This window comes from Streptomyces sp. NPDC002104 (genome assembly GCF_053593795.1).
Genome location: NZ_JBSFDF010000019.1, coordinates 18,847 through 32,445, shown reverse-complemented (window position 1 = coordinate 32,445; position 13,599 = coordinate 18,847). Strand labels below are relative to the sequence as shown.

The 13,599-nt window shown below is 71.3% G+C and carries 9 protein-coding genes; 8 read left to right on the top strand and 1 reads right to left on the bottom strand.

Going from position 1 to position 13,599, the window contains the following annotated elements; translation table 11 throughout:
* Nucleotides 1-35 precede the first annotated feature (35 nt).
* The gene (locus ACWCP2_RS18130; protein ID WP_450909578.1) at nucleotides 36-1,856 is read right to left on the bottom strand and encodes a bifunctional metallophosphatase/5'-nucleotidase; all 1,821 of its coding nucleotides are present in this window, start codon (nucleotides 1,854-1,856) and stop codon (nucleotides 36-38) included.
* 226 nt (nucleotides 1,857-2,082) lie between these two features.
* Between ACWCP2_RS18130 and mshD the strand changes: the two genes are divergently transcribed.
* The 8 genes from mshD to ACWCP2_RS18090 all read left to right on the top strand — a co-directional run bounded on the left by mshD (nucleotide 2,083) and on the right by ACWCP2_RS18090 (nucleotide 13,599).
* Nucleotides 2,083-3,015 carry a mycothiol synthase gene (gene mshD, locus ACWCP2_RS18125; RefSeq protein WP_450909577.1) on the top strand — a complete coding sequence of 311 codons (933 nt, stop codon included), beginning with the start codon at nucleotides 2,083-2,085 and terminating at the stop codon, nucleotides 3,013-3,015.
* A gap of 1,152 nt (nucleotides 3,016-4,167) precedes the next feature.
* Nucleotides 4,168-6,498 carry an RNA degradosome polyphosphate kinase gene (locus ACWCP2_RS18120; protein ID WP_450909576.1) on the top strand — a complete coding sequence of 777 codons (2,331 nt, stop codon included), beginning with the start codon at nucleotides 4,168-4,170 and terminating at the stop codon, nucleotides 6,496-6,498.
* Nucleotides 6,479-7,435, top strand: coding sequence for a CHAD domain-containing protein (locus ACWCP2_RS18115; protein WP_450909575.1), 957 nt, complete (start codon nucleotides 6,479-6,481; stop codon nucleotides 7,433-7,435). The genes ACWCP2_RS18120 and ACWCP2_RS18115 overlap by 20 nt, the downstream gene beginning before the upstream one ends.
* A gap of 302 nt (nucleotides 7,436-7,737) precedes the next feature.
* Complete coding sequence (gene pstS / locus ACWCP2_RS18110; RefSeq protein ID WP_450909574.1) at nucleotides 7,738-8,877, top strand: phosphate ABC transporter substrate-binding protein PstS; 1,140 nt, start codon at nucleotides 7,738-7,740, stop codon at nucleotides 8,875-8,877.
* A gap of 132 nt (nucleotides 8,878-9,009) precedes the next feature.
* Nucleotides 9,010-9,999, top strand: coding sequence for a phosphate ABC transporter permease subunit PstC (pstC, locus tag ACWCP2_RS18105; RefSeq protein ID WP_450909573.1), 990 nt, complete (start codon nucleotides 9,010-9,012; stop codon nucleotides 9,997-9,999).
* Complete coding sequence (gene pstA / locus ACWCP2_RS18100) at nucleotides 9,999-11,081, top strand: phosphate ABC transporter permease PstA (protein ID WP_450909572.1); 1,083 nt, start codon at nucleotides 9,999-10,001, stop codon at nucleotides 11,079-11,081. The genes pstC and pstA overlap by 1 nt, the downstream gene beginning before the upstream one ends.
* Nucleotides 11,082-11,109: 28 nt before the next feature.
* Complete coding sequence (pstB, locus tag ACWCP2_RS18095; protein ID WP_382980126.1) at nucleotides 11,110-11,886, top strand: phosphate ABC transporter ATP-binding protein PstB; 777 nt, start codon at nucleotides 11,110-11,112, stop codon at nucleotides 11,884-11,886.
* Nucleotides 11,887-12,144: 258 nt separating this feature from the next.
* Nucleotides 12,145-13,599, top strand: a complete 1,455-nt coding sequence (locus ACWCP2_RS18090; RefSeq protein ID WP_450909571.1) for an FG-GAP and VCBS repeat-containing protein — start codon at nucleotides 12,145-12,147, stop codon at nucleotides 13,597-13,599.

Here is a 13,599-nt window from a genome sequence, read left to right as displayed (position 1 = left end):
GCCCGTGGCCCGCCGCCCCTCCGCTGGAGCAGGTGCTACTTGATGATCGTGATCCGGTCCGCCGCCGGCGGGGCCAGCGGCGCGGCCGCCGAGGAGTGGCCGGTCAGGTAGGCGTTGAAGACGTCCAGGTCGGACGCGCCGACCAGCTTGTTCTTGTGCTCCTTCAGGACGGTGAAACCGTCACCGCCGCCCGAGAGGAACTCGTTCATCGCGACCCGGTAGGTCTTGGCCTGGTCGATCGGCGCACCGTTCAGCTTCACCGAGTCCACGACGATGCGGTCGGTGCCCGCCTTCGTGAGGTCCAGGGTGTAGGTGAAGCCCTTGGAGATCTGCAGGATCTTCGGAGCCGGACCGTTGACCGGGCCGCTGACCTGCTGCTGGAGCATCGTGATCAGCTGGGCGCCGGTCAGGTCCACGACGTTCATCATGTTCGTGAACGGCTGCACCGTGTACGACTCGCCGTACGTCACCACCCCGTCGCCCTCGCTGCCGCCCGCCTTGTAGGCGAGGTCGCCACGGATGCCGCCCGGGTTCATGACGGCGAGCTGGGCGCCGCCCTTGGCCGCCGGGGCCAGGGCCTCCAGCTGCGCGTCGGCGATCACGTCACCGAGCGGCTTCTCGTACGCCGTCGAGCCGCGGCCCGCGATCTCGGCCGACACGTAGCCGATGGGACGGTTCGCGATCGGCGCGGCCAGCGCGTTCCAGCGCTTGATCAGATCGCTCAGGTCCTTGGCCCCGTCCTTCCGCTCGACGACCTTCTGGACCACCAGCGGCGAGGTGACCGGCGTACGGACGATGTCCTTGGTCCGGCGGTCGTACGTGAGGGTGGTCTCCGTGAACAGCCGGCCGAACGAGGCGGCCGAGGTGACCGTGCGCGGATTGCCGGCCGGGTCGGGGATGTTGCACGCGTACGCCTGGTGCGTGTGCCCGGTGACCAGGGCGTCGACCTTCGGCGAGACGTTCTTCGCGATGTCGACGATGGCCCCGGAGACACCGGCGCCGGCACCCGGCACGTCACAGTCGTAGTTGTACGCGCCGCTCGCGGGCAGCCCGCCCTCGTGGATCAGGGCCACGATCGACTTCACGCCCTGCCTGTTCAGGTCCTCGGCGTACTTGTTGATCGTCTCGACCTCGTCGCCGAAGGTGAGGCCCTTGACCCCGTCGGCCGTCACGATGTCCGGCGTGCCCTCCAGGGTGACGCCGATGAAGCCGATCTTCACGTCCCCCTTCTTCCAGATGTAGGTGGGGTTCATCATCGGACGCTTGGTCTTCTGGTCCACCACGTTCGCGGCGAGGTACTTGAACTCGGCGCCGCCGAACTCCTTGCCGTACTCGAAGCAGCCCTCGACCGGGTGGCAGCCGCCGTACTGCATGCGGCGCAGCTCGGTCTTGCCCTCGTCGAACTCGTGGTTGCCGACGCTGGTCACGTCCAGGTCGAGGTCGTTGAGCGCCTCGACGGTCGGCTCGTCGTGGAAGAGTCCCGACAGCAGAGGGCTGGCGCCGATCATGTCGCCGGCCCCGGCGGTGACGGAGTACTTGTGGCCCTTGCGGGCCTCGCGCAGACCGGTGGCGAGGTACTCGACACCGCCCGAGAGTATGGGCTTGGTGGTGCCGTCGGCCTGAAGCTCGTTCACGTAGGCGGAGGAGCCCTGCGGGGGCTCCAGCGTGCCGTGGAAGTCGTTGAACGACAGCATCTGCACGTCGACGGTACGGCCGTCGTCATGGCCGTGCCCGTCACCACTCGCGGCTCCGGCCGGAAGGGCGGCGGCGATCATCGCACCGCCGGCCGTGGCCACGGCGAGGGCGGTGAGGGCCAACCGGCGGGTTCGGCGGTGCCGTTGTGGCGTCGCTGACATGTGGTCCCCTTTGCGGACAGCGATACATCTTGGGAGGTCTGCCGCAGCCTAGAGTCAACGCGCGTAGCGCGACAGGGGGTACCGGGTATCGAGCTGGTTACACGCAGACGAAGAAGTACCGCGAGCAGGCCGTTCCCGGGTCGCTCCCGGCTCGTTCCCGGGTCGTTCCCGGTCCGCCCACGGGCCGCACCCCACCGGGCCCCACCGTGGTCGTAGGCTCGGCTCCATGACTGACGACGCAGCAGTGGTCCTGGAGCCGGGACGGCAGATCCAGACCCTCGACGAACTGACGGACGAACAGGCCGACGCCGTTCTCGCCCTGATCGAGGACGCGGCCCGCACCGACGGCACCACCGCCGTGTCCGAGCAGGGCCGGCTCCAGCTGCGCGGCGGAGCCAGGGAGGGCATCCGCCACTTCCTCCTCACCGCCGACGGACGGCTCACCGGGTACGCGCAACTGGAGGACACCGACCCGGTGGAGGCCCCCGCCGCCGAGCTCGTCGTCCACCCCGCGCTGCGCGGGCGCGGGCACGGGCGGGCGCTGGGCACCGCCCTGATGGCCGCGTCGGGCAAGCGGATCCGGGTGTGGGCGCACGGCGGCAAGTCCGCGGCCCGCCACCTCGCGCAGGTGCTCGGCCTGACCCTGTTCCGCGAACTGCGCCAGCTCCGCCGCCCGCTCGGCCCGGACGCCGCTCCCCTGCCGGAGGCGGTCGTGCCCGCCGGCGTGACCGTACGGACCTTCGTGCCCGGCGCCGACGACGCCGCCTGGCTGGCCGTCAACGCGGCGGCCTTCGCCCACCACCCGGAGCAGGGCTCGCTCACGCAGCGGGACCTGAACGACCGCATCGCGCAGCCCTGGTTCGACGCCGCCGGCTTCTTCCTCGCGGAGCGGGACGGCGAACTGATCGGCTTCCACTGGACGAAGGTGCACGCCGAGCAGCAGCTGGGCGAGGTCTACGTCCTGGGGGTGCGCCCCGGCGCGCAGGGCGGCGGCCTCGGCAAGGCCCTCACCGCGATCGGGCTGCGCCACCTGGCCGCGGCGGGCCTGCCCACCGCGATGCTCTACGTGGACGCCGACAACCCGGCGGCCCTCGCCGTGTACGAGGGCCTCGGCTTCTCCACCCACGAGGTGGACCTGATGTACCGCACGGAGAGCTGACCGCCGCGCGGCCCCGGCACCCGGGGCCGCGTACCCGGCCACCCACCACCGCGGCACCGTTCCCCGGGGCGCGGCATGGCGCGCGGACGACAGCCGGAGCCGCGCCGCCCTCAGCCGCTACCCGACCCGGCCGACAGGGGCGGCCCGGCGCCGGGCGCCGACCCCACACGGCCCCGGGCCCAGCTCCCGCACCGACCCTGCAGCAAGCCCTCCCCACGCCCACGGAGACCCCGGACCTCCACACCAGGTCCCGGGCCCCACGGCCGTACCCGGCAGACCGGGGCCGCAGGCCGTGGGGCCGCGCCCGAGACCCCGGACCGGTGGCCGTGCCCGCCGGCCAGGGCCCGTGACCGCCCCCGCGAACCGGGACCGGGCCCCGCATCCAGGTCGGCGATCCAGGCCCCGCGGCCGGTGCCGGTGTGCCGGTGGCCAGGGCCCGTGGCCACGCCCGGCAGCCGGGGCCGGAAGCCGGGCCCGGGTCGGTGGCCCGGGCCAGTGTTCCCACCCAGCAGCCAGGACCGGGAGCCGTGGCCAGGTCGGCGTAGCCGGGCCCGGCAGCCGGGCCCCGCGGCCCTGCCCGGGGGTGGCCATGCCCGGCAGCCGCGGCCGGGGTGCCGGTGGCCAGGGCCCGTGGCCATGCCCGGGACGGGGCCGGGCCGGGCCCTGCGGCCTTACCCCCTGGCCGTGCCCAGCAACCGGTGCCGGGCCAGTGCCGGCGCCGGCCCGCGTCCAGGTCTGCGAGCCGGGCCCCGCGGCCGTAACCGGCGGCCGGGCCCGCGGCGCCGGTGGCCGGGGCCCGGGGTCGCGCCCCGGCTACGTGGCCAGGGCCGGCGACCGGGGCCGGGGTGCCCGTGGCCAGGGCCCGGGGTCGTGCCCGGCAGCCAGGGCAGACCGCGCAGTGCCGCCGGCGCCACGCGGCAGTGCGGTGGTGGGGCGTCGCCGTGGGGCGCGAGCACCGCTGTGCGGGCGCAGCCGGCCGCCCCCGCGTTCCCGGTCGGCACCAGACGACCCCCGCCCGGACCCTGGAAGCCATACGCCATTAACCGGGCATTAATGCGCGGTCGCGAAGCTGACCGCATGCATCCCCGACTCCGACTGACGGCCGACCCGTCCGACGCGCCTGTCCTCCCGCGTACGCGGAAGAATGGAGTCATGAGCCACAAGCCCAGCGCCGCCCCCACCGAGGTCCCCACCCAGCAGCCGCCGCAGAAGTTCGCGTCCCCCTCCGCACCATCGGCCGCGGACATCTCCGCCGCCGCGGCCGCACGCGCCGGCACGCCGGAAGCGGTGGCCGCACGCGCCGCCACCGGCGCCCACGCCCGCCTGGGGTCCATAGCCGCCCACCGCCCGCACGTCGATCTGGAACCGGATCTCGACGCGGACCTGGACGCCTACGACGACAAGGACACCGGCGAGCTGCCCCCGGGCCGCTTCCTCGACCGGGAGCGCAGCTGGCTCGCCTTCAACGAGCGCGTCCTGGAGCTCGCCGAGGACCCCACGACGCCCCTCCTGGAGCGCGCGAACTTCCTGGCGATCTTCGCGAGCAACCTCGACGAGTTCTTCATGGTCCGCGTCGCCGGCCTCAAGCGCCGCATCGCGACCGGCGTCGCCACCCGTTCGGCCTCAGGGCTGCAGCCCCGTGAGGTGCTGGACCAGATCTGGACCCGATCGCGCGAGCTCATGGCCCGGCACGCCGCCTGCTTCCAGCAGGACATCTCCCCCCAGCTCGCCGAGGAGGGCGTCCACCTCATCCGGTGGCCCGACCTCACCGAGAAGGAGCAGGCGCGCCTCTTCACCCTGTTCCGCAACCAGATCTTCCCGGTGCTCACCCCGCTGGCCGTGGACCCCGCGCACCCGTTCCCGTACATCTCCGGGCTCTCCCTGAACCTGGCCGTGGTCGTACGCAATCCCGTCAGCGGCCACCGCCACTTCGCCCGGGTCAAGGTCCCGCCGCTCCTCTCCCGCTTCCTGGAGGCCTCCCCGCAGCGCTACGTCCCGCTGGAGGACGTCATCGCCGCGCACCTGGAGGAGCTGTTCCCCGGCATGGAGGTGCTCGCGCACCACATGTTCCGCGTGACCCGCAACGAGGACCTCGAAGTGGAGGAGGACGACGCCGAGAACCTCCTCCAGGCCCTGGAGAAGGAGCTCATGCGGCGCCGCTTCGGCCCGCCGGTGCGCCTGGAGGTCGAGGAGTCCATCGACCCCGGGGTCCTGGACCTGCTCGTGCAGGAGCTGAAGGTCAACCCGTCCGAGGTGTACCCGCTCCCCGGCCCCCTCGACCTCACGGCCCTCTTCGGGATCGCCTCCCTGGACCGCCCGGAGCTGAAGTACAAGAAGTTCGTCGCCGGCACGCACCGCGACCTCGCCGAGGTCGAGTCCGCGTCCGCGCCCGACATCTTCGCCGCGCTGCGCGAGCGCGACGTGCTCCTGCACCACCCGTACGACTCCTTCTCCACCTCCGTGCAGGCCTTCCTGGAGCAGGCCGCCGCCGACCCCGACGTCCTCGCGATCAAGCAGACGCTGTACCGGACCTCCGGCGACTCCCCGATCGTGGACGCCCTGATCGACGCCGCCGAATCCGGCAAGCAGGTCCTCGTACTCGTCGAGATCAAGGCCCGCTTCGACGAGCAGGCCAACATCAAGTGGGCCCGCAAGCTCGAGGAATCCGGCTGCCACGTCGTCTACGGCCTCGTCGGCCTCAAGACCCACTGCAAGCTGTCGCTCGTCGTCCGCCAGGAGGGCGACACGCTGCGCCGCTACTCCCACGTCGGCACCGGCAACTACCACCCCAAGACGGCACGGCTCTACGAGGACCTCGGCCTGCTCACCGCCGACCCGCAGGTCGGCGCGGACCTCTCCGACCTCTTCAACCGGCTGTCCGGCTACTCGCGCCGCGAGACCTACCGCCGGCTGCTGGTGGCCCCGCGCTCGCTGCGCGACGGCCTGATCTCCCGGATCGACAAGGAGGCGGCGCACCACAAGGCGGGCCGCCCCGCGTACGTCCGGCTCAAGATGAACTCCATCGTCGACGAGGCACTCATCGACTCCCTCTACCGGGCCTCGCAGGCGGGCGTGCCCATCGACATCTGGGTCCGCGGGATCTGCGCGATCCGCCCCGGTGTCCCCGGGCTCTCGGACAACATCCGGGTCCGCTCGATCCTCGGCCGCTTCCTGGAGCACTCCCGGGTCTTCGCCTTCGGCAACGGCGGCGAACCCGAGGTGTACATAGGCAGCGCCGACATGATGCACCGCAACCTCGACCGCCGTATCGAGGCACTGGTCAGGGTCGCCGACCCGGCCCACCGCGCGGCACTGGACCGGCTGCTGGAAACCGGAATGTCCGACGAGACCAGCTCCTGGCACCTGGGCCCGGACGGCGAATGGACCCGGCACAGCACCGACGGCGAGGGCCAGCCGCTGCGGCACGTTCAGGAGATGCTCATTGACGCCCGGAGGCGCCGGCGTGGCTCAGCCAAACCATGACCTGACCGCGACGACGGCAGGCACCGTGCTCGGTACGTACCTGCGTGCGCAGGCCACCGCGTTCCTGCGGGGCCTGCGCCTGCACGAGGAGGGCGCGGCGAACGGGGGCGCCGAGGGCAGTGAGGCGGCGCGCAGCCTGCGGGGGGCTGCGCGCCGGATCTCCTGCTCCCTGTCCACGTTCAGGGCGGTCGCCGATTCCTCCTGGGCGGATTCGCTGCGCACCGAGCTGGTCTGGCTGTCGGCGACGCTGGCCGACGAGCACGCGTACGGGGCCCGGCTGCTGCGCCTGATGGACGCCCTGCAGCGGCTGTCGGGGAGCCCCGAGGTACCGGCGCCCCGGGGCACGGCGGGCTCGCTGACGGTGGGCTCGGCCCGCGCGGGCGCCCTGCTGGAGCGCCAGCTGACCCTGGCCCGGACCCGGGCCCACTCCGCGACCCTGCAGGCGCTGGGCTCCTCCCGCTTCCACGCCGTCGCGGACGCGGTGGCGGTCCTGGCCTCCGAGGTCCCGCTGGACCCCGTGGCGGCCCGGGGCCGGGTGGAGGAGGTCCTGGTCCCCCTGGCAGAGGTGGCTCATTCCCGCCTGTCGACGGCGGTGCACTCCCTGCCGGCCCCCTCGCCCTCGCAGCCGTACGACGCCGACCACGACAGCGCGTGGAACGAGGTGCGCCGCCTGCTGCGCGTCCACCGCTACGCCCAGGAGGCCCTGGGCGGCGACGTGGCCCGCCTGACGGTCGCGGGCGAGGCCCTGACCCGCCACCGCGACGCCGCGGAGGCGGCCGCCGCCTCGGCCACGGCCGCCCGCACCCCCCGTATCGCCCCGGCGACGGCGTACGCCCTGGGCGTCCTGCACGCGGACCAGCGCCACGAGGTCGAGGCCTCCCGGGCCACCTTCCAGCACCTGTGGCAACCGGCCGGTTCCAGCCACGCCGGGGTCTGACTCCGCCGGCCCGGGGGCCCGGCGCCGTCCGCCTTCACGACGGTCACGCATCGGTAACGGCGGGGTAACGGGAGATGACGTCGGATAACGAAATCACCCGGACGCACCACCCCGTCCGCCACGGTTCACCATCCGTTCACTTACCCCGGTCGGCCGCTTCACCTGATCTGCCTAACTTCGTAGATGCAGGGAGCGAGTCACCGCGAAGGCGGACGATTCCTCCGGGCAACCGACGTAGTCCTCTTCGCACGCCGCCCCGATACAGAAAGCGGCCGGCGGCTTCTGGAAGGAAACACCCGAAAGTGAAGCTTCAGCGCAAGAACATGCTTCGTGCCTCCGCCCTCGGGGCGCTCGTCGTGTCCGGCGCCCTGGTCCTCACGGCGTGCGGCTCGGACGACAACACCAAGACCGACGCCGGGGCCTCGGGCAAGCCTTCCGCCGCCGCCGCGGGCGACATCAAGTGCGACGGCGCCAAGGGCAAGCTCCTCGCCTCGGGCTCCTCCGCGCAGAAGAACGCGATCGACCTGTGGGTCAAGAACTACATGGCGGCCTGCTCCGGCGTCGAGGTGAACTACAAGTCCTCCTCCTCCGGTGAGGGCATCGTCGCCTTCAACCAGGGCACCGTCGGCTTCGCCGGTTCGGACTCCGCGCTGAAGCCCGAGGCCGTCGAGGAGTCGAAGAAGATCTGCACCGGCGGTCAGGGCATCGACCTGCCGATGGTCGGCGGCCCCATCGCCATCGGCTTCAACGTCGCCGGCGTGGACAAGCTGGTCCTCGACGCCCCGACCCTCGCCAACATCTTCAACGACAAGATCAAGAAGTGGGACGACGAGGCGATCAAGAAGCTGAACCCCGGCGTCACGCTTCCCGCCACCCCGATCCAGGCGCTCCACCGCTCCGAGGACTCGGGCACCACCGAGAACCTCGGCAAGTACTTCAAGGCCGCCGCTCCCGAGGCCTGGACGTACGAGCCCGCGAAGAAGTGGCCGGCCCCGGGTGGCCTCGGCGCCTCCGGCTCCTCCGGTGTCGCTTCGCAGGTCAAGGCCGTTGACGGCTCGATCGGTTACTTCGAGCTCTCCTACGCCTCTGCCCAGAGCATCAAGACCGTGGACGTCGCCACGGGCGCCGCGACCCCGGTCAAGGCCACCGGCGAGAACGCCTCCAAGGCCATCGCCGCCGCCAAGATCTCCGGCACCGGCGACGACCTGGCGCTGAAGCTCGACTACGCCACCAAGGCCGAGGGCGCCTACCCGATCGTCCTGGTGACCTACGAGGTCGTCTGCGACAAGGGCAACAAGGCCGAGACGCTCCCGACCGTGAAGTCCTTCCTGAACTACACCGCTTCCGACGCCGGCCAGAAGGTCCTGACCGAGAACGGCTACGCGCCGATCCCGGCCGAGATCAACGCCAAGGTCCGCGAAGTCATCGCGAAGCTCGCCTGATCCAGACCCCCGGGACCACCGGTCCGCTCCCCCCGTCCGGGGGGCGGACCGGCCCCGGGGACCCTCCCCTCCACCCAGGGGATCCGGTGCACCGCCGCCAGGGGGCCTGCCCCCGTCCAGACCGGAAAGAACATGGCTTCCACCACACCCACCCAGATAGAAACGGCTCCGCCCGTCTCCAAGAGCGGAAGGTCCACCGGCCGCGCCGGTGACAAGATCTTCGCGGGCCTCTCCAAGGGCTCCGGCATGCTGCTCCTGGTGATCATGGCGTCGATCGCCGCCTTCCTCACCTACCGCGCTTCGATCGCTCTGGCCGACAACGAGGGCAACTTCCTCACCACGTTCGACTGGAACGCATCGGCCACGCCCCCCGTCTTCGGCATAGCCGTCCTGCTCTTCGGCACCGTCGTCAGCTCGATCGTCGCGATGCTCATCGCCGTTCCGATCGCCGTCGGCATCGCCCTCTTCATCTCGCACTACGCGCCGCGCAAGCTGGCCGCGCCCCTCGCCTACGTGATCGACCTGCTGGCCGCCGTGCCGTCGATCATCTACGGCATCTGGGGCGCCCTCTTCCTCGTCCCGTACCTCGGCGGCCTGAACATGTGGCTCGACGAGTACATGGGCTGGACCTACGTCTTCGACAAGACCCAGGTCGGCGTCGCCCGCTCGCTCTTCACCGTCGGCATCCTGCTCGCGATCATGATCCTGCCGATCGTGACCAGCGTCAGCCGCGAGGTCTTCCTCCAGGTCCCGCGCATGAACGAGGAGGCCGCACTGGCCCTCGGCGCGACCCGCTGGGAAGTCATCCGCATGTCGGTCCTGCCCTTCGGCCGCTCCGGAGTCATCTCCGCCTCGATGCTCGGCCTCGGCCGCGCGCTCGGCGAGACCATGGCCGTCGCGACCGTCCTCTCCCCGAGCTTCCTGATCTCCGGCCACATCCTGGACCCGGGCGGCGGCACGTTCGCGCAGAACATCGCCGCGAAGTTCGACGAGGCCAACGAGTTCGGCCGCGACGCCCTGATCGCCTCCGGTCTCGTGCTCTTCCTGCTCACCCTGCTGGTCAACGGCGCCGCCCGGCTGATCATCGCCCGTCGCAAGGACTTCTCGGGGGCGAACGCCTGATGAGCCACGCACTCCAGGACCCGCGCCCCTCCCGGGCCGCCAAGTCCGTCGCCCCCGGCAGCCTGACGCAGGGCCACCTGCCCCGCTGGGCCCCGGCCGGCATCGCCGTCCTCTCGGTCGCCCTCGGCTGCGCCCTCGGCGCCCTCTTCGGCCTCCACAGCAGGATCCAGTGGGGTCTGCTCGCCGCCGCCCTGTTCGTGGTCATCACGTACACGGCCAGCTCGATCGTCGAGAACCGCCGCCAGGCCAAGGACCGGGTCGCGACCTCCGTCGTCTGGGTCTGCTTCGTCCTCGCCCTCGTCCCGCTGCTCTCGCTGCTGTGGACGACGATCAGCCGCGGCATGAAGGTCCTCGACGGGGACTTCCTCGGCCACTCGATGAACGGCGTGACCTCCTTCGAGGCCGGCGGCGGCGTCTACCACGCCCTCCTCGGCACCATCGAGCAGGTCGCCCTCGCCACCGCGATCTCGGCCCCCATCGGCCTGCTGACCGCCGTCTACCTGGTCGAGTACGGCAAGGGCTCGCTCGCCAAGGCCGTCACCTTCTTCGTCGACGTCATGACCGGCATCCCCTCCATCGTCGCGGGTCTGTTCATCCTGACGACGTGGATCCTGATGCTCGACTTCGGCCCCTCCGGCTTCGCCGGATCCCTGGCCCTGTCGATCCTGATGATGCCCGTCGTGGTCCGCTCCACCGAAGAGATGCTCAAGCTGGTCCCGAACGAGCTGCGCGAAGCCGCGCTCGCCCTCGGTGTGCCCAAGTGGCGCGTGATCCTCAAGGTCGTGCTCCCCACGGCCATCGGCGGCATCGCCACCGGCGTGATGCTGGCCGTGGCCCGCATCGCGGGTGAGACCGCCCCGATCATGCTGCTGGTCTTCGGCACCCAGCTGATCAACAACAACCCCTTCGAAGGCGCCCAGTCCTCGCTCCCCCTGTACATCTGGGAGCAGTACAAGGTCGGCAGTGAAGCCTCCTACGACCGGGCATGGGCCGCAGCGCTCGTCCTGATCGCCTTCGTCATGATCCTCAATCTGGTGGCTCGCGGCATAGCCCGCTGGAAGGCCCCCAAGACCGGTCGCTGACGCGACCACTGAAAGCGAAGTGACCACCATGGCGAAGCGAATCGACGTCAGCGGACTGTCCGCCTTCTACGGCAACCACAAGGCCATCGACGACATCTCGATGACCGTGGAGCCCCGCTCCGTGACGGCCTTCATCGGCCCCTCCGGCTGCGGCAAGTCCACCTTCCTGCGCACCCTGAACCGCATGCACGAGGTCACCCCCGGCGGCCGCGTCGAGGGCAAGGTGCTGCTGGACGACGAGAACCTGTACGGCCCCGGCGTGGACCCGGTCGCGGTCCGCCGCACGGTCGGCATGGTCTTCCAGCGCCCGAACCCCTTCCCCACCATGTCGATCTTCGACAACGTGGCGGCGGGCCTGCGGCTCAACGGCTCCTTCAAGAAGTCCGAGCTCACGGACATCGTGGAGAAGTCCCTCCAGGGCGCCAACCTCTGGAACGAGGTCAAGGACCGGCTGAACAAGCCCGGTTCGGGCCTCTCCGGCGGTCAGCAGCAGCGCCTGTGCATCGCCCGTGCCATCGCGGTCGAGCCCCAGGTCCTCCTGATGGACGAGCCCTGCTCGGCCCTCGACCCGATCTCCACCCTCGCCATCGAGGACCTGATCGGCGAGCTCAAGGAGCGCTTCACGATCGTCATCGTGACGCACAACATGCAGCAGGCGGCGCGCGTCTCCGACCGCACGGCCTTCTTCAACCTCTCCGCGGTCGGCCAGCCCGGAAAGCTGGTCGAGATCGACGACACGGACCGGATCTTCTCGAACCCGTCCGTGCAGGCGACCGAGGACTACATCTCGGGCCGCTTCGGCTAAACCGGGATGTGAGTGAGCGTCCTGCGGTGCTGCATGGCGGTGCCACCGCAAGGCGAATGGGCCGGTTCCCCCTGGGTGGGGGGAACCGGCCCGCTTCTTTTCCCGGGCCCCGCACGCCGCCCCGCCACGTGACCCGGATCACAGCAACCCTGCTCCCGGCCCGTTGGTCATACGTACACCAGCGACAAGTGACGTACCGGCAGGGGCCCTTGGTCCCGCCACCGGACACCGGACACCGTCCCAGGGGGGACCCCACCCATGCGCACCCGCACGCTCCTCGCCTCGGCCGCCTGCACGGCCGCCGTCCTCGGCCTGACCACCCTGGCCCCCGCCACCGCGGCCCCAGCCGCGGCCGCGGCCAAGGCCCCCGCGGCCCCCGCCGCCCCCGACACCGCCGACTTCAACGGGGACGGCTACCCCGACCTCGCCATCGGCGCCCACACCGCCACCGTCAACGGCATCAAGAAGGCGGGAGCCCTGGCCGTGGTCTACGGCTCGGCCACCGGCTTCCAGTACGACAAGGCGTCCGTCATCAGCCAGGCCACCGACGGCGTCGCCGGCGACCCCAGCCTGACCGGCAAGTGGAGCCACGTCAGCGGCCACGGCGACTTCGACAAGGACGGCTTCGACGACCTGCTGGTCTCCAGCTACGGCCACATAGAGATCCTCTGGGGCAGCAAGCAGGGCATCACCGGCGCCTCCGTCACCGTCCCGAACGGGAACCGGCCCGCCGGACCGGACCGCCTCTACGCCGCCGTCTCCATCGGCGACGTCAACGGGGACGGCGTCCCGGACATCCACTCGGTGACCTGGGGCACCGGCCGCCTCGGCCACGGCCTGGTCACCGAGTTCGGCCCGTTCGACCGGACCACGGGCAAGCCGAAGTCGATCACCCAGCGCGACACCGCGGAGCTGGACGGCCACGAGACCAGTTCCCTCCAGGTCGGTGACATGACCGGCGACGGCATCGGCGACATGCTGGTGGGCGGCGCCGACAGGAGCTGGGTGTACAAGGCCACGCTGTTCAAGGGCACGCGTGGCGGCGGCCTGGTCAAGGTCGGCCCCGCGCCGGCCTTCGTCGACCCCAGGAACTACGACGTCATCAAGCCCGGCGGCTTCGGCGACATCAACGGGGACGGCCACCAGGACTTCGTCAGCGGCACGGGCGAGAAGGTGACCGTCATCTACGGCGGCCCCAAGGGCATCAGCACCACCCTCCCCTCCCGCTCGTACAGCCAGAACAGCACCGGCGTCCCGGGCGTCAGCGAGACCGGAGACCTCTTCGGCAACGCGATCACCGTCGCCGACACCGACGGCGACGGCTACGCCGACGTCCTCATCGGTGCCCCCGGCGAAACCGGTACGGACCCCGCCACCACCGCCCGCTCCGGCGCCATCACCATCCTGCGCGGCTCCGCGGCCGGCCTCACCACGACCGGCGCCAAGTCCTTCACCCAGAACAGCACGGGCATCCCCAGCACCTCGGAAACCGACGACAAGTTCGGCACCACCCTCCGCGTCCTGGACAGCGACAAGGACGGCAAGCCCGAGGTCTACGTCGGCGGACACGGCGAGGACGGCTTCGCGGGCCGCGTCTGGAAGCTGAAGACCGACACCACCGGCGTCACCGGCGCCGGCGCCACCAGCTTCGGCTTCGCCGACGTCGGCGGCCCGAGGGGCCTCGCCTCCTTCGGCTTCCGCACCGCCGGCTGA

Excerpts from the sequence above, each read along its gene's own strand:
- ACWCP2_RS18130 (WP_450909578.1), bottom strand. The coding sequence starts at position 1,856 with ATGTCAGCGACGCCACAACGGCACCGCCGAACCCGCCGGTTGGCCCTC.
- mshD (WP_450909577.1), top strand. The coding sequence starts at position 2,083 with ATGACTGACGACGCAGCAGTGGTCCTGGAGCCGGGACGGCAGATCCAG.
- ACWCP2_RS18120 (WP_450909576.1), top strand. The coding sequence starts at position 4,168 with ATGAGCCACAAGCCCAGCGCCGCCCCCACCGAGGTCCCCACCCAGCAG.
- pstC (WP_450909573.1), top strand. The coding sequence starts at position 9,010 with ATGGCTTCCACCACACCCACCCAGATAGAAACGGCTCCGCCCGTCTCC.
- pstA (WP_450909572.1), top strand. The coding sequence starts at position 9,999 with ATGAGCCACGCACTCCAGGACCCGCGCCCCTCCCGGGCCGCCAAGTCC.
- pstB (WP_382980126.1), top strand. The coding sequence starts at position 11,110 with ATGGCGAAGCGAATCGACGTCAGCGGACTGTCCGCCTTCTACGGCAAC.
- ACWCP2_RS18090 (WP_450909571.1), top strand. The coding sequence starts at position 12,145 with ATGCGCACCCGCACGCTCCTCGCCTCGGCCGCCTGCACGGCCGCCGTC.